Genomic DNA, 18,626 nt, shown 5'->3' on the forward strand with positions numbered 1-18,626 from the left:
TCGGCCGGGGTCCGGTTGGTGCGCCAGCGCGCCCGCCTCGATGTCGTCGCTCAGGTCCGGCCACACCGCCAGCCGGGCGCGCGGCGTCAGCCGGGCCCGGGCGCGGGTGATCCCGGCGGTGGTGGTGAGCCGGTGCCAGTGGTGGGCGCCGGCGACGTAGCGCTCCTCGACCAGGACCCCGCCGCGCTCGGCGACCAGGCGGTGGAGCTCGGTCCAGAAGGCTCCGTCGGCGGGTGCCTGGGGGTCCGTCTCGTCGAGGGCCGGGTCGTACGGGGAGCGTTCGACGGTTTCGACGGTCAGAACGGATCGGCGGGCGTGCGCCGCGGCCTCGGCGTACGGCCGCGGACCTCCGATGTAGAGGTCGTCCCCGCGGTCGATCCCAGGGGCGGGGTACGGCGCGCGGCTGTGCGCGCCCCACCCGGCCCCTCGGCGGTCCCCCGCCGCGCTAGCGGCGGCTGCGTACCAGCAGGTGGAGGAAGTACGGCGTGCCGATGACCGCGGTCATGAGGCCCGCGCCGAGCTGGGCCGGTGCGATCACGGTGCGGCCCACCAGGTCCGCGGTGCAGACGAGGACGGCGCCGAGCAGCACCGCGACCGGAACCACCCGGGTGTGCCGGCGGCCCACCAGGGCCCGCGCCGCGTGCGGGGCCACGAGTCCCACGAATCCGATCGTGCCGGCCGCGGCCACGGCGGCGGCGCTGAGCAGAACGCCGAGCAGGAGGAAGCCGAAGCGGCCACGGCCCAGGCTCAGTCCGAGCAGCCGCGGGGTGTCCTCGTCGAGCGACACGAGGTCGAGTTCGGTGCGCCGGGCGACCGCGACGACCAGGCCGACGACGAGGACGATCGCGAGGGGCACCACGTCGGGCAGGGTCCGGCCGTAGGTGGAGCCGGACAGCCAGGTGAGCGCCTTCGTCGCGTTGAACGGGTCGGTGAGGATGATCAGGAGGCTGACCAGCGCCGCCGCCGCGGTCGCCACGCCGAACCCGACGAGGACCAGCCGGTTCTGCTGGAACCCGCCGCGGGCGGCGAGCCCGAAGACGATGACGGAGCTGAGTGCGGCGCCCGCGAACGCGGCGCCGGCCACGCTCCAGGATCCGGCCGGCGGCACCGTCGTCACGAGGAGGACGGCGCCCAGCGCCGCGCCGCCGGAGACGCCGAGGACGCCCGGTTCGGCGAGCGGATTGCGGGTCACGGCCTGGACCAGGGTGCCGGCCAGGGCGAGTGCCGCGCCGGCGAGGAGGGCGGCGAGGATGCGCGGTACGCGGGTGTCGAGGACGAAGGTGATCGTCCGTCCGGCCCTGCCCTGCGCCCAGTTCATCACGTCGCCGAGGAGCAGCTTGGTGTCTCCCAGCAGCAGGGCGGCGAGGACCACGCCGACGAGTACGGCCACCAGGACGGCCGTGGTGGTGAGGAAGACGACCCGGCTCCTGATGTGCAGGCGGTCGACGGCGGTGGCGCCGGCGGTGTCCTTGACCCGGATGGCCATGACGATCAGGAAGACGGCGCCGACGAGGCTGGTGACGACTCCGGTGGGCACGGCGACCGCGACGTCCGAGCGTACGAGGGACCGCAGCAGGACGTCGGAGCCGAGGACCAGCGCCGCACCGGTGAGCCCTGCGAGCGGCAGGCTCGCCCGGTTCCTGGTGAACCCGCGGAAGCGGCGGGCGAACGGACGGACGAGGGCGGGGGCGCACATGCCGACGAAACCGACGGGGCCGGCGAGCGTGACGGCGGCCGTGGAGAGCAGGGCGGCGAGCACGACCGCGGTGACCCGGGTGGAGCGGACGGGAACGCCGAGGCCGCGGGCCGCGTCGTCGCCGAGGGCCAGGGCGTCGACGCGGCGGGCGAGGAGGAGCAGTCCGACCAGGCCCACGAGGCCGATCGGCGCCATCTGCAGGAGACCGCCGAAACCGTGCTGGGCGATGCTGCCCTGGTTCCACCGGAAGAGGCCCTCGGTCTGCTGGGGGAACAGCAGGAGCAGGCCCTCGGTGACGGCGGAGAGTCCGAGGGTGAGGGCGCTGCCCGCGAGGACGAGCCGGACGGTGCCGGCGCCGAGGCCGGAAAGGCCGAGGACGACGGCCGCCGCGGCGAGACCGCCGACGAAGGCGACGCCGGAGGAGGCCAGCAACGGGAGCGAGATCCCGGAGACGGCGAGGATGCCGAGGCCGAAGTAGGAACCGGCGTTGACGGCGAGGGTGTCGGGCGAGGCCAGGACGTTGCGGCTGACCGCCTGGAGGGCGGCGCCCGCCATGCCGAGGACGGCGCCGACGAACAGTCCGGCGGCCATCCGCGGCAGCCGGGAGGCGATGACGACGGACGCGTCGCCCGGTTCGGCCCGGCCGGTGAGGGCCCGCCACACCTCGGGCACGCCGACGGAGGCGGTGCCCTGGGTGATGTCCACGGCCGCGAGGGCGGTGACGAGGAGGACGAGTACGGCCGTCACCGCGGCCGCGCCCGTCCGGGACGTGAGGGACGAAGGACGGGTGGCGGCGGTGGTTGCGGTGACGGCCATGGTGCTACTTCGTCAGGGTGGCGACGACGGAGTCGATGTACTTGTTCATCGACTCGGTTCCGCCGAACATCCAGATGCCGTCGGGCAGGCGGTTCACGTTGCCCTTCTGCACGAACGGCAGGGAGGTCCACACCTTGTCCTGCGCGAGGACACCGGCGAACGGGTTGCTGTCCTTGTCGCCGTCGTTGCCGATGTAGGCGAACTCCACGTCACCGAGCTTGGTGAGGCCCTCGACGTCGCTGGTGGCCAGGCCGTAGGCCTCGTCACCCGGAACGGTCCAGGCGTTCTTCAGGCCGAGCTTCTCGTTGACCCCGCCGATGAGCGAACCGCTGGTGTACGGGCGGATCGAGACCTGGTTGGAGACGACGTAGCCGTCCGCGAAGGCGTACGGGGCGCCGGTCTTGCCCGCGTCGGAGAGCGCCTTCCTGCCCTGCTCCAGCTTGACCTGGAAGCCCTGCTTGAGCTTGTCGGCCTGCGCCGTGGTGCCGGTGGCCCGGGCGATGAGGTCCAGGTTCTTGGTCATCTGACCGATCGGGTCGGCGGCGTCGCCGGGGCGCACCTCGAGGACCGGGGCGACCTTGCGCAGCTGCTGGAGGGCGGCCGGCGGCAGGTCGGAGGTGGCGATGACGAGGTCGGGCTTCAGCGAGGCGATGGTGTCCATGCTGGGCTCGCCGCGCGTGCCGATGTCCTTGGCCTCGCCCTTGAGCGGGACGGCGGTGTTCCAGGTCTGGTAGCCCTTGACGTCGGCGACGCCGACCGGCTCGACACCCAGCGAGATGAGGCTCTCGACGACGTTCCACTCGGTCCCGACGACCTTCTTGGCGGGGCCGGCGAGCTCCACCTTCGCGCCCGAGGCGTCGGTGAGGGTGATGGGCTCGGCGGTCTTCTTCGCGTCGTCGGCGACGGGCTCGGTGGTCCCGCAGGCGGTCAGGGCGAGGGCCGCGGCGGTGGCGGCCGCCGCGGTGATGAGGAGTCGTCTCATGAGGTGGTACTGAGCCTTTCGGTACGCAAGTGGTGGCGGCCTATCGCGCGGGTGCGCAACTGGCCCGTGAGGGGGTCGGTTTCGACGTCGATGCGGATGCCGTATGTGTCGGTCAGCCGCTCGGGCGTCAGTACCTCTTCGGGCGCGCCGTCGGCGATGACCCGTCCGCTGTGGAGCAGGACGATCCGGTCGGCCACGGCGGCGGCCTGGTCGAGGTCGTGCAGGACGGCGCCCACGGCGATGCCGTGGTCGTCCGCCAGATCGCGCATGAGGTCGAGGAGTTCGACCTGGTAGCGCAGGTCGAGGTAGGTCGTCGGTTCGTCGAGGAGGAGCACGCCCGTCTCCTGGGCGAGGCAGCCGGCCAGCCAGACGCGCTGGAGCTGTCCGCCGGACAGGTGCTCGGCACCGCGTTCGGCGAGTTCCTCGACGCCCGTGAGGGCGAGCGCGCGGTCCACCGCGGCCCGGCCGCCCGGATCGTCCCTGCCCCAGCGTCCGTGGTAGGGGTACCGGCCGAATTCGACGAGGTCCCGTACCGTCAGCCCGCTCGGTGTGGGGCGTCCCTGTGTCAGGAGGGCGACACGGCGCGAGAACTCACGGGGGCTCAGCGAGAAGCCGTCGGCGTCCCCGTCGATGACGAGGGTGCCGGTACGGGGCCGCTGCAGCCGGGCGACGGTGCGCAGCACGGTGGACTTGCCGCTGCCGTTCGGCCCCACCAGGACGGTCACTTCGCCGGGTCGGAGCGTCATGGAGGCGTCGTGGACGACGTCTACGCCGTCGTACGCCACGGTGACGCCCCGGACGGAGAGTTCATGACCGTGGGAACGGGTGTCCGCGGAGGTCTCTTCAGCTGCTTGCACGGTGGTTAGGTTAGCCTACCCTCAGAACATGGCAAGCATTTTCGAGCAAGCGATCGCAAGAGCGAAACCAGCCAAAGTCGCACTTCGGACAAATCTCTGCGGCCCGAGCGCGGTCGGCACATTGTTCGGGTCATGTACGGATGGCGGCGCGCCCACCGGAACGGCCGCTCGGCGCGGTTAGCATCGGTGCTGCCAACCGCGTGTGAGAGGCAGTGATGACCCGGTCCCAAGGCCTCGTGCTGATCGTCGAGGACGAGCGCCACATCTCCGACGTGCAGCGACTCTACTTGGCACGGGACGGCTTCGGCGTCCACGTCGAGGCCGACGGCAACGCCGGTCTCGCGGCCGCGCGCCGCATGCACCCGGTGGCGATCGTCCTGGACGTCGGCCTGCCCGGTATGGACGGGATCGCCTTCTGCCGCGCCCTGCGGGACGCCGGCGACTGGACACCGGTCCTGCTGGTCACCGCGCGGGGCGAGGAGGCCGACCGGATCCTCGGGCTCGAACTCGGCGCCGACGACTACCTCACCAAGCCCTTCTCCCCACGCGAACTGGTCGCCCGGGTCAAGGCCGTACTGCGCCGGGCGGCGGGCCCGCCCGGTCCGCCGCCCGCGATGACCGGCCGGCTCACTGTGGACCCCGTCAGCCGCACCGTGCGCCGCGACGGCGAGCCGGTCGAACTCACCGCCACCGAGTTCAACCTGCTCGCCCACCTCCTGCGGCACGAGGGGCAGGTCTTCACCCGCGAGCAACTGCTCGCCCAGGTATGGGGGTACGCCGGCTACCGCGACACCCGCATGGTCGACGTCTTCGTCTCGCAGCTGCGCGCCAAGCTCGGCGGGGCGAGCCCGATCCGCACGGTCCGCGGCGTCGGGTACAGCGCGACGGCCCCCGGCCCGTGAACGACCCCCGACCCGGACCCCTCACCGGTGCGGGCCCGCGCAGCGGCTCCCTCGCACGCAAGATCGTCGTACTGACCACCGTGGTCGCCGCGCTCGCGGTGGCCCTGACCGGGCTGATCGCCTGGCAGACCGCAGCGCACGGCGCGGAGCAGCGCGAGCGCGACCAACTGACCCGTCAGGCAACGGTCCTCAGCCGCCTGCCGGTCCTGTCCGAAGCCCTCTTCAACGGCGCCCAGGTGCTGGCCGGGCCGAACGGGGTGCAGCTCGCGGTCCTCGCCCCGGACGGCGCCGTGAGCGGAACCGCCAGCCCAGCCGTCGACAGGGCGTCCAAAGCGGCCCTGCTCGCGGGGAAGCCGGTCTCCACCACCGGCATCCTGGGCGGCCGGGAGGTCCTGCTGGTCGGGCAGCCCGGCGTACGCGGCGGCGCCGTCGTACTGACCGAGCCGTACTCGGTGGTCACCGAGAACACGAACCAGATCCGCCGCAACGTGATCGCGCCGCTGGTCTTCGGCATGCTCGGCGCGGCCCTGGCCGGCGCGCTCCTGGCCCGCCGGATCGCCCGTCCGCTCGTGACGGCCGCGCAGATCGCGCACCGGCTCGCCGACGGCGAACGGGGCGTACCGGCGCCGGTCGACGGCCCCCGGGAGACCGCGGACATCGGACGCGCCCTCAACGTCCTGGACGCGGCGCTGGCCCGCAGCGAGAACCGGCAGCGCGAGTTCCTGCTGTCCGTCTCCCACGACCTGCGGACCCCCCTGACCGCGCTCCAGGGTTACGCCGAGGCACTCGCCGACGGGCTGATCGAGCCTGAGCGGGTGCCTGAGGTGGGCGGCATCCTGGCCGACGAGACCCGGCGCCTGGACCGGTTCCTCGGGGACCTGCTGGACCTGGCCCGGCTGGAGGCCGACGACTTCCGCCTCGACGTGGCCCCGGCCGACCTGGTCGCGGTGCTCTCCGAGGCGGCCGCGTTCTGGACCGGCCTGTGCGCACGCCACGGTGTGGACCTCCGGCTGGAGCGGCCCGACGGGCCCGTCGTCGTCGCCACGGACGCCTTCCGGGTCCGGCAGCTGATCGACGGCCTGGTGCAGAACGCGCTACGGGTCACGCCCGAGGGCGCACCCCTGGTCCTCGCCGTCCGAGCGGCCGCCGCGGGCGGCGGGGCCGCGCTCCAGGTCCGCGACGGCGGGCCGGGCCTCACCGACGACGACGTACGGATCGCCTTCGACCACGGCGCCCTGCACGAGCGCTACCGCGGCACCCGCCCGGTCGGCAGCGGCCTGGGGCTGGCCATCGCCCACCGCCTGACGGGCCGGCTCGGCGCCGCCCTCCGCGTCGAGGGGCACGGTCCGGAGGGCGGCGCCTGCTTCACCGTCAGCCTCCCGTCGGCGCCGGCCCCGGACCGTGACGCGGGCCTGCCTCCCGCCCCGGACCGTGACGCGGGCCGGCCTCCCGCCCCGGGCTGAGGCGGTACGGCCGGCGTCCCGCCCCGGGCGACCGCGCCCGTACATTCCCCGAACAATGCGCCCACGCCCCTCTTACACACACCGACCACAGTGGCCCCATGAACACTGAATCGGCCGAGGAGCCGGGGCTCCTCCACCGGAGCGGACGCTGGTGCGCCCGCCACGCCTGGCGGGTCGTCGCACTGTGGGTCCTGGCACTGGTCGGCCTCGGGCTGGCCAACCACACGTGGGGCGGCACCTTCTCGGACAGCTTCTCGCTGCCCGGTACCAACACCCAGACCGGTGCCGACCTGCTGTCGGCCCACACCACCGGGTCGGCCGGCACGGCCTCCGCCCTCGTGATCACGTCCGACGAGGGGGCGGTCACCGACCACCGGGCGGTCGTCGACGCCACCGTCGCCGATCTGGGTCGGCTGCCGGACGTGCTGTCCGTCGCCGACCCGTTCGCCACCCCCGGCGCGGTCTCCGCGGACGGGCGGACCGCCCAGGTGACCGTCCGCTTCGACGGCAACCCGGCGGGTTTCGAACCCTCCTACCTCGCCGAGGTCGACGCGGCCGTCGAGCCGCTGCGCGCCGACGACCTCACCGTGGAGTACGGGGCCCCGCTCGGGGAGCTGGCCACGCCCAAGTCCGCCGACCGGGCCTCCGAGGCCATCGGCCTGGCCGTCGCCGTGCTCGTGCTGCTGATCGGATTCGGCAGCGTCGCCGCCACCGGCCTGCCGCTGCTGACGGCGGTAATCGGCCTGTCCGTCAGCCTCGCCGGAATCGGGCTGCTCGCCGGGCAGTTCAGCTTCGCGCAGGCCGCGCCGACGCTGGCCGCCATGGTGGGCCTCGGTGTCGGCATCGACTACGCGCTCTTCCTGGCCACCCGCTACCGGGCCCTGCTGCACGCCGGAACGGAACCCGCCGAGGCGGTCGGCCGTACCGTCGCCACCAGCGGCCGCGCCGTGCTGGTCGCCGCCGCCACGGTCGCCATGGCCCTGGGCGGACTCTGCGCCTCAGGCGTGGGCTTCATCGGCGCCCTCGGCGTCGCCGCCGGACTCAGTGTCGTCGTGGCCGCCGCCGCGTCGGTGACCCTGACGCCCGCCCTGCTGGGACTGCTCGGCCGGCGGATCGACCGCCTCCACGTCCGCAAGCCGGTCGCCGAACCCACCGGCGAGGCCGACGTCTGGCACCGCTGGGCCGTCCGGGTCAGCCGGCGCCCGTGGTTCTTCCTGGTCGGCGGTCTGCTCGTGCTCGGCGTGCTCGCCGTCCCGGTCGCGTCCATGCAGCTGGGCCACGTCGATGCCGGGGCCCAGTCCACCAGCAGGACCGACCGCCGTGCCTATGACCTGGTCACCGAGGCCTTCGGACCCGGCGCCAACGGCCCGCTCACCGTCGTCACCCACCTCGACAGCAGCCGGGTCGCGAACGAGAGCCTGCGCCAGGACCTCGCCGGCTCGCTCCGCAAGGACCTGGCCGCCGTACCCGGCGTCGCCTCCGTCACTCCCCCGGTTTCCAGCCCCGACCACGCCCTGCTCATCACCACCGTCATACCCGCCACCGGCCCGCAGGACGAGGCCACCGCCGACCTGATCCACACGGTGCGGGACGAAACGCTGCCGCGGGCTCTGGCGGGCACCGGAGCCACCGGCTACGTCACGGGCACGACCGCCGCCGCGCAGACCTTCACCGACACCCTCACGGCCAAACTGCCCCTGGTCATCGCCGTGGTGGTCGCCGCCGCGTTCCTGCTGCTGCTCACCGTCTTCCGCAGCCCGCTGGTGGCGCTCAAGGCCGCCGTGCTCAACCTCGTCTCCATCGCCGCCGCCTACGGCGTGGTCGTCGCCGTCTTCCAATGGGGCTGGGGAGGTGCGCTGTTCGGCGTCACCGAGAAGGTGCCCGTCGAGTCCTACGTACCGATGATGATGTTCGCGATCGTCTTCGGACTCTCCATGGACTACGAGGTCTTCCTGCTCTCCCGGATCCGCGAGACCTGGCTGCAGTACGAGGACAACCACTTGGCCGTCGCCACCGGCCTCGCCGCCACCGCCCGCGTCATCACCTGCGCGGCACTGATCATGACCAGTGTCTTCCTCGCGTTCCTGCTCTCCACGAACGTCGCCGTCAAGATGCTCGCACTGGGCCTCGGCATCAGCGTCATCATCGACGCCACCGTGGTGCGCCTGCTGCTCGTGCCCGCGACCATGTACCTCTTCGGACGTGCCAACTGGTGGCTCCCCGGCTGGCTGGACCGGCTGCTTCCGCACCTCGACCCGGAAGGGCCCGCCGCCCCCGGACCGGACCCGCTGTCCATGTCCGACGGCGCGTCGGATCCCGTGTCCGGTCTCGCACCGGCCCGAGGGGAGGGGCGATGAAGCGCCCCCTGAGGAGGACGCGGGCGGCCCTGCGGCGGCATCTCGTCCTCACGATCACGGCAACCGTGCTCCTGCTGGCCGTCATCGCCACCGGCACGGCCGAGTACGCGGTCCGCGGCGTCATCCAGAGCCGCGTCGTGAAGGCGGCTCCGGGCCTCGGCGACGACGTGGCGGTCGGCGTCGCCGGCGGGTGGGCCCTGTGGGACCTGGCGCACGAGAGCATCCCCCGACTGGACATCAGCAGCGACGACGCCCGGGTCGGGAGGCTCTCCCAGGTCAGCGTCAGGGCCCGGCTGGACGATGTCCGCCTCGGCGGCACGACCACCGTCGGCGGCTCCCGGGTGCAGGTGACGGTCTCGACGCGGTCCCTCGCCGCCGCGATCCGCGACGCCGTACCGTCCGTGGCGGTGGGCCCGGTCACCACCGACCCGGCGAAGGGCACGGTCCTCGCGGAGGTCGGCCCGGGCGGCGTCGGACGCCTCGCGCTGCGTCCCGTACTCGCCGACGGCAAGGTCACCCTCGCCGTCGACGGACTCACCCTGTTCGGCCGCTCCGTCCCCACGGACCGGCTCGGGATCGGCGAAGGCGGCCTCGGACCGCAGGCGGGCGCGCCGAAGGAGTACCCGCTCGGGCTCGCCGCGACCTCCACCGAAGTCCGGTCGGACGGCCTGCACATCGCCCTGACGGGCGGGCCCGGCGCCCTCTCCGGCCGCTGACGCCGCCCGGTCGACCGCATTCGCCCGGAACGTTCCGTACCCGCCCGGTGGCCGGATCCCTTCGTATGGTCAGGGGGTTCCAAAGACCGCGCGCCCGGCCCCGGTTGCCGGCGGGTACGGTTCGCCGCATGGACGTTTCCGCAATCAGTTCGAACGACGACGAAGACATCACGCCCGCGGTGGTGATCAAGGACATCGCGCGCCACCAGCTGGTGAAGCTGGGCGCCGCGGGGCTCTCCCTGGAGGCCGTGTCCCGCGACAGCGGTATCCCCGTGGCCGATGTCGAAGCCGTCTTCCCCCACCGCGACGACCTGCTGACCGCACTGGTCATCGACGCCTACGACGCCTCCGCCGAGGCGATGGAGGAGGCCGACGGGGCGGCCACCGGGGCCGGTGCGTCCGGGGGCGCCCGGCTCCTCGCTGTCACCCGTGCGCTGCGGCAGTGGTCCTTCGAGAACACCGCCGAGTTCACCCTGATCTACGGCTCGCCCGTGCCCGACTACCACGCTCCCCAGGACACGGTCCCCTCCGCGTCGCGCACCCCCGCGGTCCTCGCCGGCATCGTGCGCTCCTCGCTCGAGGCCGGTGAACTCGTCCCGCCCCGGCGCGCGGTGCCCGGTCCGCCGCTGCTCCTGCCGGAAGCCGTGCAGCTCTTCGGCGGCGCGCCCGACGCTCCGTTCTCGGACATCATCGAGCGCGGCATCGTGCTGTGGAGCAACCTGATCGGCCTCCTGGTGTTCCAGGTCTTCAGCCGTACCCACGACAGCGTGCGGGACGAGGCGGCGTTCTTCGACTACGCGATCGCCGTGGCGGCCGAGAGCATCGGGCTCGAGGTCCCGCCGGCCGAGAACACCGACTGAACCGTCCGCCCCCACGCGCGACGCCGGCAGAAATCCAGGACGTGAACACCACCAGAACCCTTTGCTTCGTCATAGCGGCGCTCTCCTCGTACGCGGCGCTCGTCTACCGGCTGTGCCAGGCGCGGCGCAGCTGGAGGGACGGCGCCTACCGCACGCTGATCGCCACCCTGCTGCTCCAGTGCCTCACCTTCACGATGGGCGCCCTCGCCCTGGGGGGCGGACCCCTCCTGGGGGTCGGCAACCTCGCCGTCCTCCTCATGCACCTGTCGGCGGTCGCCTTCTGCGTCAGCGCGCAGATCATCCTGCTGCGGTGGGCCGCGGCGGACGAGGTGACGGTGCGCAAGACCCGCTACTGGCTCATCACCGGCATCACCCTCGACGCGCTGCTGACGGCACTGTTCTTCCTCGCCGACGGCACCGGCCGACCGGCCTCGGACTTCGACGGGACCAGCGAGCCGCTGCTCCTGACCTATCTCCTGGCCTTCATCGTTTCCCAGGCGATTCCGTGCGTCACCATCTACCTGCAGTGCGGCCCGTACGCGCGGATGACCGACAACGCCTCGCTGCGCCAGGCCCTGCGGCTGCTCTCCGTCACCGCGGTGGTGCTCTTCCTCTACTGCCTGGCCAGGACGGTCAACATCCTCACGGCGGCGAGCGGGGTCGACATCGGCGCCTGGAAGGTCGCGGCCTCGGTCTTCAGCGCCGCGGGGATCGTCATGCTCTCGCTGAGCCTGACCAATTCCTCCTGGGGACCCGGGGCGACCCGGCTGCTGGAGTGGTCCCGCACGTACCGGTCCTACCGGGCGCTCTACCCGCTCTGGCGGGACCTGTACGAGTCGTCCCCGGACATCGCCCTCGAGCCGCCCGGCGCCTCGGTCTCCGACCTCGACTACCGGCTGCACCGCCGGGTCGTCGAAATACGGGACGGCTGGCGGGACTTGCGTCCGTACATCGACCGCACCACCCACGAGGGGCGCGATCCGGACAAGGAGGTGAGCGCCGAACTGCGGCAGGCGTTCGCCGAAGCGGCACAGATCAAGCGGGCCTTGCAGGCAAAACTGACCGACACCGTCCCGCAGGACAGCAAGGACGCCGGCGATTTCGACGACCGCGATACGAACAACTTCGCGGCAGAGCTCGCATGGCTCACCAAAGTGGCAGCCGCCTACAGTAAGCTCGGCAAGGCGAGTTGAGAACTCCCGCCCGGTTTGCATCCCCCGTCAAACCGGGCGGGTTTCCCGTTTCCCCCGCTGTTGCATGCGGCCGGACGGGTGGCTCCCGCCCGGACTGGCCCGGCCCATCCCCCGAGGGCCGGGCCAGTCCGATGTCACCGGCGACCAACTTGGCATCCCCCGTGAACCAAGTTAGCGGCCGGACCCCACGTTCGCCGAGTCCTGGTCAATTGTCAACTGACCGCTAATCTGTGAGACTGGCGTATAGCTGAGAGCTATGCCGAGGAGGGGACGGGAGGAAGGTTCACCATGACCGGGAACGACAACGGCACCGAGAGCGGGAGTGACGAACGCCCCCTGCTCGCGAAGCGCCTCGACGACCTGTTCAAGACGGTCCGCCCCAAGGGCAAGCACTGGACCAACGCCGAGGTCGCCGACGAGCTCAAGCGGGCCAACCCCGAACTCAAGGTCGGGGGCGTGTACCTGTCGCAGCTGCGCACGGGAAAGCGCGCCAATCCGTCGCCGGACCTGCTGTCCGCCCTGGCCCGCTTCTTCGGCGTCTCGGTCGCCTACTTCTTCGACGACAAGGTCGCCGAGTCCGTGCTCGGCGAACTCGCCGCCATCGAGGCGCTGCGGCAGTCCGGGGTCCGCGCCGTCGCGATGCGGGCGGCCGGCATGAAGAAGGAGAACCTCCAGGCCATCACGGCCATCATGGACCAGTACCGGCAGATGCAGGGCCTGCCGCCCGTCGCCGACCCGTCCGAGTCCGGATGAGGGGCGCCCGCAAGGAGCGTTCGGCCGACCACGACCGCCGCAGCCGGCTCAAGAAGCTCCGCAAGGCCGGCGCACAGCGGATCGCCGAGCTCGACCTGCCGGAGGGTACCGACCTGGCCGAACTGTGCCGCCACCTCGGTGAGGTGCGCGACCGTCCGATCACTCTGGTCCCGATGCAGATGCCCTCGTCGCATCCGTGTGGCATGTGGGTCGCCGCACGCGACGAGGACCTCATCTTCTACGACGCGAACACCACCGGCGCGCATCAGGAGCACATCATCTTGCACGAGCTGGGCCACATCATCTGCTGCCATCGCGGGGCAGGGGGGCTGGACGAGGCGGCCGCACGCCTCCTCTTCCCCAACCTCGACCCCCAACTCGTACGCGACATGCTCCTGCGCGCGACCTACGACGACGCCCAGGAGCAGGAGGCGGAGATCATCGCCTACTTCCTCTCCCAGCGGATGGGCGACGCCGAGCAGCGGCACGGCGCGGAGCCGGCCGCGCAGGCCGGCCAGGACGGCAACCCCGCCAGGAGCGCCACGCTCAGCCGCATCGAACGCACCCTGATCTGACGTGGCCCCGTTACCGCCCGGCGGACGCAACCTCCTCGGCCAGGATCGCCACGGCCCGGCGGATGTCGTCCTCGCGGTGCTCGCTGGTGACGAAGAACCGCAGTCGCGTCAGCCCCTCCTCCACCGCCGGGTGGAAGATCGGGTCGGCGATGACGCCCCGGGCGAAGAGCGCGTCCGCGACGTGCAGGGTCTTGGCCGAGTCACCGAGGATGCACGGCACGATCGGGGTGTCGGCGCTGGAGCCCGTCGCCAGACCGGCGGAGGCGGCGAGACCGAGGAAGAGCTCGGCGTTGCGCCGCAGCGCGCGAACCCGCTGCGGCTCCGCGGTGAGCAGCTCGGCGGCGGCCAGCGCCGCGGCCGCGTTGGCCGGGGTCAGGCCCACGCTGTAGACGAAGCCGGGCAGGGTGTGGCGCAGCCAGCGCACCGTCCGGGCCGAGCCGCCGAGGTAACCGCCACAGCTGGCGAAGGCCTTGGAGAGGGTGCCCATCCACAGGTCCACGTCGGACCGGTCGACGCCGAAGAACTCGCCGACGCCCCGGCCGTGTTCGCCCACGGTGCCGATGCTGTGCGCCTCGTCGACCAGCAGCAGGGCGCCGTAGCGCTTCTTCAGCTCGATCACGGCGGGCAGGTTCACGAGGTCCCCGTCCATGCTGTAGGCGCCCTCGACGGCGATCAGCACCCGCCGGAACCGGGACCTGTTGATCCGCAGCATGTGCTCCAGCTGCCCCATGTCGTTGTGGGCGAAGGGGCGCCGCGCCGCACCGGACAGGGCACAGCCCTGGAGGATGCTGTCGTGGGCGAGGGCGTCGTGCAGCACCAGGTCCCCCGCGCCGACGAGGTGTCCGACGGCGGTGACGTTGGTGGCGTGGCCGCTCACCAGCGTCAGGCAGTCGCCGACGCCGAGGAGCCGCGCCAGGGCCCGCTCCAGGTCGACGGTCAGGCCCCGTTCGCCGGAGAGCACACGGCTCGCCGAGACCGAGGTGCCGTACCGCTCCACCGCCCGGTGGGCGGCTTCGTTGACCGCCGGATGACCGGAGAGCCCGAGGTAGTTGTAGCTCCCGAAGGACAGGCAGGCGCGGCCCCCGACGACGGTCGTGTCGCGGATGGTGCCCTCGTGGATGCGGAAGTACGGGTTCTGCGCGCCACTGTCGGTGATCCAGTCGAGGCGCTGCTCGAACTCGCCCACCTCGGGGAACTCCTCGACACCGGCCGTGTCGGCGCCCCATTCGGCGGTGGGATGGGGGACGGCCGCCCCGGCGGGGGCGGCCGTCCGCGCGTGGTCCGGATCGAGGAGTTCGATCAGCCGGCCGACGGTGAGTTCGCGCGAGAACAGCTCCTCGGCCCGGGCGCCGGGTATGCGCCCGCCGATCGTGACCTCGAGCTCCTGGAGCATCAGGGAGTCGAAGCCGAGATCATCCACCAGCAGCATCCGCTCGCTCAGCTCGGAGAGCGGGAAGACCCCGGTCCGGGAGACCTCTTCGAGCACGATCGAGGCGACGGACGCCGTGGGTGCGGCGGGCACCGTGGGCGCGGCGGGCACCGTGGGCGCGGCGGGCGCCCTGGACTCGGCGGGCGCGCCGTCGGTACGCGTCGCGGAGGGTGCGGTGGGTGCCGCGGCGGGCGCCGGATCCGACACCTCGCGCGCCGAGTCGTCCACGACCCAGTGGCGGCGCGGGGCGAGGGGACTCGGCGGCAGGGTGCACGGAGGTGTCCGCACCGTCGCGGGCCGGAGCACGGGGCCCGTGGCGGTGTGCCCCGCGAGGGCTTCCGTACGGCCCGCCGCGGTCAACTGCGCGAGGGCATCGGCCGTGTCCCGCGCCACCACGTTGAGATGTTCTGTGAGGGGCGCGCGGCGGGCGAGCGTATCGGCCACCGCGGCCAGCGGCGGCCGGTCCACGGCGATCGTGTCCGCCAACTCCCGCGCGTAGCGAGCCAGTCCGGTCCGGTCGCGCGCGCTGAGGAGGAGTATGTGCGGCCCCTCCTCCGCTGCCGCGCGGGGCGCCGGCGCCGTGGTGCACTCCTCCACCACCAGGTGGACCCCGGTGCCGCCGAATCCGAAGGCGCTCACGCCAGCCCGTCTGGGTCCGCCGCCGGCCGGCCACGGGGTCGGCGCGGTCGGGACGGTCAGCCGGGCGGCGTCGAGCGCGGCGCGATCGGCCGGGCCGCCCTCGCTCTCCGGCTGCGGGGGTATGACGCCGCGTTGCACGGCCAGGACCGACTTGATGAGCCCGGCGATGCCCGCGGAGTTCAGCGAGTGCCCGACCACCGCCTTCACGGCGCCGAGGTAGGCGGGTTCGGCCGCCGCACCGCGCAGTTCGCGCAGGACCCCGAGCTCGACGGGGTCGCCGACCGTGGTCCCGGTGCCGTGTGCCTCCAGGTAGCCCACCGCGGCCGGGGCCAGGCCCGCGTCGCGGTAGGCCCGGCGCAGCGTGCGGAGCTGGCCGGCCGCCTGGGGGTGCATCCCGCCCTGCACGGTCCCGTCGTTGGCCGTTCCCACGCCCCGGATCACCGCGTAGACCCGGTCTCCGGCCGCCAGCGCGTCGGCCAGGGGTCGCAGCACCAGGACCCCGGCGCCCTCGCCCAGGACGAAGCCGTCGGCCCCGGCGCCGAAGGGCAGGCAGCGGCCGCTGCGCGAGATGGCGCCGATCCGGCACAGCCCCACCAGCAGGTCGGGGGTGAGGATCAGTTGGGCGCCGCCCGCGAGGGCGATGCGGGAGCGGCCTGCACGCAGTGCGTGCACGGCGTTGGCCACGGCCATGAGTCCGCCCGAGCAGGCCGAGTCCAGCGCGTAGCTCTCGCCGTGCAGGTCGAAGACCGAACTGATCGTGTTCGGGCCCATGTTGAGCAGGAGTCCGGCCACCGAGGTGCCGTTGAGGCCGTCGACCGCCCCGACCGCCTCCGACAGGCGGGGGTGGGCGGCCCGCGCGCCGAACTCGCCCCCGGCCAGCTGGCGCATCCGGATCTGCAGGGTGCTGAGTTCGCGGTAGCCGCCCTCGGTGAGCGCCGTGATCACCGAGGTCTCCTCGCGGTCGAAACCGTCGGCCTCCCACCCCGCGTCCTGGATCGCCTCACGGGCGAGGTCGATCAGCAGGCGGGCCTGCGGGTCCATCGCCCGGGCCCGGCGCGGCGGGATGCCGTAGTGGGCCGCGTCGAAGTGGCCCACGTCCGGCAGCAGCGCCATGGTGTCCGTGTACGCCGAGGAGGTGTCACGGAAGTCGTCGCTGAGGAAGGACGCGGCGCGCCACCGCGAGTCGGGAATCCTCGAGAACTGCGCCTGCGGGGCCGTCAGGAGCCGCCAGTACTGATTGACATCGCGCGCCCCCGGGAAGCGGCACGCCATCCCCACGACGGCGATGTCCGCGCGGCGCGTTCCGCTCGGGTCCTCTATGTGGTCCATCCCTGTCCTGTCACCCATGTCATTCGTCGGTCGCCACTCGCTCGCGCCACCAGTCCACGGTCGCCTTGACCTGCTCGTCGAGCGGGGTGGGCCGCGCCGCGAACGCCGTCTCGTAGGCGCTCGAATCGACGACGAACGGGCGGTCGAACTGGTAGCGGACCTCCTTCAGTTCGCGGATCAGCGGGGAGAAGAGGGCCGCCAGGCCGACCACGGCCGACGGCAGCCGGCGCACGGCGACCGGCCCCGTGCCCGCCTCGGCGGCGAGGCGGTCGACCATCCCCCTGACGGACTGCGGCTCCTGCGTCGGTACGTGCCAGGCCCGTCCCCAGGCCCGCTCGTCGCCCGCGACCTCGGTCAACGCCCGGGCCACGTCGGGGAGGTAGGTCCAGCTGTGCGGGGCGTCCGGGTCCCCCAGCGTGGTGACCGGCCTCCCGCGCAGCAGCGGCGGCAGCACCCGGCCGGCCAGATGGCCGCCCTCGGTGACTCCGGGTCCGAAGAAGTCCGAGGCGCGCACCTCGACGGCTCTGATCCGGCCCTGCTCGTGCAGGGAGCGGGCCTGCTCCCAGACCGCGGCGCGCACCCGCCCCTTGGGGCCGGTCGCGGCGAGCGGCAGCTCCTCGGTCAGGGGGCCGTCCACCGGGCCGTAGGCGTAGAGGTTGCCGAGCATGACCAGTACCGCCCCGGTCGTCTCGGCTGCGGCGCAGAGCGACGCGGCCAGGGGCGGCCATTCACTCGCCCAGCGGTGGTAGGGCGGTGCGGCACAGCTGTGGAGTGCGGCCGCGCCCCGGGCCGCCTCGGTCAGCCGCTCGGAGTCCGTCGCGTCCAGCGCGACGTGCTCGATTCCGGGTTCCGGGCTGCGGCCCGATCTGGTGACGACCCTTACGGTATGGCCCTGTTCGGCGAGGAGCCGGGCAGTGGCGGCGCCGGCGGGTCCAAAACCTATGACGACATGAAAGCTCACGGACGCACATTAGCGCGGGCCACCGACACCCCCGGCACGGGTGATCGGCTACCGGCCAGCGCGCGGAGGCGATCCGCCGGACACTTGGCCCATGGGCAACCATTCCGCCGGCGCGCCCGACAACGGGCCCGCCGTCTCCCGCCAGGAGTTCGACACGCTGTTCGAGTCGGTCCTTACGTGGGGCCGATGGGCCGCGGCCGACCGCGGCGCCTGGAACCGGGTGACGGCGGACCACGTGCGCAGGGCCACCGCCACCGTCCGCTCCGGGACCGCCGTACCGATGGCGCGGCCCTGGGACACCCGCCCCGGCCCGGACAACACCAGGCCCGCGCTGCACTACATGTCCGACCTCGGCGACGTGGAAGCCCCGGAACCGACCGTGCACAAGGACTTCCTCGGCGCGGACTTCCACGGCAAGGCCATGACCCATCTCGACGCGCTGTCACATGTCGCCTACCGAGGGCGACTGTACGGCGGCCGCGCGGCGCGCGAGGCCGTCGGTGCGACCGGGGCCCGGTTCGGCGCGGTGTCGGAGCTCGGCCCCCTGGTCACACGGGGCGTGCTGATCGATCTGCCCGCGGTCCTCGGGATCGATTGGCTCGAACCGGGTCGTGCGGTGCACGCGCGCGAGCTCCTCGCGGCCGAGGAGGCGCTCGGTGTGACGGTCGGGGACGGGGACGCGGTGCTGCTGCGCTCGGGGGCCCTGCGCCGGCGCCGGGAACGGGGCCCCTGGAACCCGGACGCGGCGAGCGCGGGGTGGCACGTGGACGCCCTGCCCCTGCTGGCCGAGCGCGCCGTCGCACTGCTCGGCGGTGACGGGGACAGCGACGTACGCCCTTCACCGGTCGAGGGGCTGCACTCCCCCGTGCACACGCTCGCCGTCGCGGCGATGGGGGTGCCCCTGCTGGACAACCTCGACCTCGAACCGCTGTCCGCGGCCTGCGCGGAAGCGGGCCGGTACGCGTTCCTGATCGTCGTGGCACCGCTGAACGTCCCGGGCGGCACGGGCTCGCCGGTCAGTCCGGTCGCCATCCTGTGACGGCCCGGCCCCGAGGCGCCGCTCGATGCCGCTCGATGCCTGCGATACCCCTTGATCGG

General features: G+C 73.0%; 14 protein-coding genes. 9 read left to right on the plus strand and 5 right to left on the minus strand.

The window, feature by feature from the left end:
• Positions 1 to 445: 445 nt before the first annotated feature.
• The 3 genes from ACIQZO_RS04275 to ACIQZO_RS04285 are packed head-to-tail and all read right to left on the minus strand — an operon-like array spanning position 446 to position 4,351.
• Positions 446 to 2,512, minus strand: coding sequence for an iron ABC transporter permease (locus tag ACIQZO_RS04275; protein WP_403619841.1), 2,067 nt, complete (start codon positions 2,510 to 2,512; stop codon positions 446 to 448).
• Positions 2,513 to 2,516: 4 nt separating this feature from the next.
• Positions 2,517 to 3,494, minus strand: coding sequence for an iron-siderophore ABC transporter substrate-binding protein (locus tag ACIQZO_RS04280; protein WP_403619844.1), 978 nt, complete (start codon positions 3,492 to 3,494; stop codon positions 2,517 to 2,519).
• The gene (locus ACIQZO_RS04285) at positions 3,491 to 4,351 is read right to left on the minus strand and encodes an ABC transporter ATP-binding protein (protein ID WP_403619846.1); all 861 of its coding nucleotides are present in this window, start codon (positions 4,349 to 4,351) and stop codon (positions 3,491 to 3,493) included. The genes ACIQZO_RS04280 and ACIQZO_RS04285 overlap by 4 nt, the downstream gene beginning before the upstream one ends.
• 215 nt (positions 4,352 to 4,566) lie before the next feature.
• Between ACIQZO_RS04285 and ACIQZO_RS04290 the strand changes: the two genes are divergently transcribed.
• From ACIQZO_RS04290 to ACIQZO_RS04325, 8 genes are all read left to right on the plus strand, one after another.
• Positions 4,567 to 5,253 (plus strand): response regulator transcription factor, encoded by a 687-nt coding sequence (locus tag ACIQZO_RS04290; protein ID WP_403619849.1) that lies wholly within the window; start codon positions 4,567 to 4,569, stop codon positions 5,251 to 5,253.
• The gene (locus tag ACIQZO_RS04295) at positions 5,250 to 6,716 is read left to right on the plus strand and encodes a histidine kinase dimerization/phospho-acceptor domain-containing protein (RefSeq protein ID WP_403619852.1); all 1,467 of its coding nucleotides are present in this window, start codon (positions 5,250 to 5,252) and stop codon (positions 6,714 to 6,716) included. Before ACIQZO_RS04290 ends, ACIQZO_RS04295 begins: the two co-directional genes overlap by 4 nt.
• A 98-nt stretch (positions 6,717 to 6,814) precedes the next feature.
• Complete coding sequence (locus ACIQZO_RS04300; RefSeq protein WP_403619855.1) at positions 6,815 to 9,073, plus strand: MMPL family transporter; 2,259 nt, start codon at positions 6,815 to 6,817, stop codon at positions 9,071 to 9,073.
• Entirely contained in the window at positions 9,070 to 9,789 is a 720-nt protein-coding gene (locus ACIQZO_RS04305; RefSeq protein WP_403619858.1) for a hypothetical protein, read from the plus strand. Before ACIQZO_RS04300 ends, ACIQZO_RS04305 begins: the two co-directional genes overlap by 4 nt.
• Before the next feature lie 128 nt (positions 9,790 to 9,917).
• A complete protein-coding gene (locus tag ACIQZO_RS04310) occupies positions 9,918 to 10,649 on the plus strand; it encodes a TetR-like C-terminal domain-containing protein (RefSeq protein ID WP_403619861.1) in 732 nt (243 codons plus the stop codon).
• A gap of 41 nt (positions 10,650 to 10,690) precedes the next feature.
• Positions 10,691 to 11,842 (plus strand): MAB_1171c family putative transporter, encoded by a 1,152-nt coding sequence (locus ACIQZO_RS04315; protein ID WP_403619863.1) that lies wholly within the window; start codon positions 10,691 to 10,693, stop codon positions 11,840 to 11,842.
• A gap of 288 nt (positions 11,843 to 12,130) precedes the next feature.
• Entirely contained in the window at positions 12,131 to 12,595 is a 465-nt protein-coding gene (locus ACIQZO_RS04320) for a helix-turn-helix domain-containing protein (protein ID WP_403619866.1), read from the plus strand.
• Entirely contained in the window at positions 12,592 to 13,170 is a 579-nt protein-coding gene (locus ACIQZO_RS04325; protein ID WP_403619869.1) for a toxin, read from the plus strand. The genes ACIQZO_RS04320 and ACIQZO_RS04325 overlap by 4 nt, the downstream gene beginning before the upstream one ends.
• Before the next feature lie 10 nt (positions 13,171 to 13,180).
• Here the strand turns inward: ACIQZO_RS04325 and ACIQZO_RS04330 are convergent, their stop codons facing one another.
• Positions 13,181 to 16,567 (minus strand): aminotransferase class I/II-fold pyridoxal phosphate-dependent enzyme, encoded by a 3,387-nt coding sequence (locus tag ACIQZO_RS04330; RefSeq protein WP_403619872.1) that lies wholly within the window; start codon positions 16,565 to 16,567, stop codon positions 13,181 to 13,183.
• A 19-nt stretch (positions 16,568 to 16,586) separates the two neighbouring features.
• Positions 16,587 to 17,528 (minus strand): NAD-dependent epimerase/dehydratase family protein, encoded by a 942-nt coding sequence (locus ACIQZO_RS04335; RefSeq protein ID WP_403619875.1) that lies wholly within the window; start codon positions 17,526 to 17,528, stop codon positions 16,587 to 16,589.
• Positions 17,529 to 17,619: 91 nt separating this feature from the next.
• On the opposite strand from ACIQZO_RS04335, the gene ACIQZO_RS04340 reads away from it, so the two are divergent.
• Complete coding sequence (locus ACIQZO_RS04340) at positions 17,620 to 18,567, plus strand: cyclase family protein (protein WP_403619878.1); 948 nt, start codon at positions 17,620 to 17,622, stop codon at positions 18,565 to 18,567.
• The last annotated feature ends 59 nt before the right edge of the window (positions 18,568 to 18,626 follow it).

Origin of the sequence: Streptomyces sp. NPDC097617 (assembly GCF_044761485.1) — a bacterium.
GTDB lineage: Bacteria > Actinomycetota > Actinomycetes > Streptomycetales > Streptomycetaceae > Streptomyces.

Bases quoted from the DNA above. Each gene is read 5' to 3' on its own strand.
- ACIQZO_RS04275 (WP_403619841.1), bottom strand. From the start codon at position 2,512: ATGGCCGTCACCGCAACCACCGCCGCCACCCGTCCTTCGTCCCTCACG.
- ACIQZO_RS04280 (WP_403619844.1), bottom strand. From the start codon at position 3,494: ATGAGACGACTCCTCATCACCGCGGCGGCCGCCACCGCCGCGGCCCTC.
- ACIQZO_RS04290 (WP_403619849.1), top strand. From the start codon at position 4,567: ATGACCCGGTCCCAAGGCCTCGTGCTGATCGTCGAGGACGAGCGCCAC.
- ACIQZO_RS04300 (WP_403619855.1), top strand. From the start codon at position 6,815: ATGAACACTGAATCGGCCGAGGAGCCGGGGCTCCTCCACCGGAGCGGA.
- ACIQZO_RS04305 (WP_403619858.1), top strand. From the start codon at position 9,070: ATGAAGCGCCCCCTGAGGAGGACGCGGGCGGCCCTGCGGCGGCATCTC.
- ACIQZO_RS04310 (WP_403619861.1), top strand. From the start codon at position 9,918: ATGGACGTTTCCGCAATCAGTTCGAACGACGACGAAGACATCACGCCC.
- ACIQZO_RS04320 (WP_403619866.1), top strand. From the start codon at position 12,131: ATGACCGGGAACGACAACGGCACCGAGAGCGGGAGTGACGAACGCCCC.
- ACIQZO_RS04325 (WP_403619869.1), top strand. From the start codon at position 12,592: ATGAGGGGCGCCCGCAAGGAGCGTTCGGCCGACCACGACCGCCGCAGC.
- ACIQZO_RS04330 (WP_403619872.1), bottom strand. From the start codon at position 16,567: ATGGACCACATAGAGGACCCGAGCGGAACGCGCCGCGCGGACATCGCC.
- ACIQZO_RS04340 (WP_403619878.1), top strand. From the start codon at position 17,620: ATGGGCAACCATTCCGCCGGCGCGCCCGACAACGGGCCCGCCGTCTCC.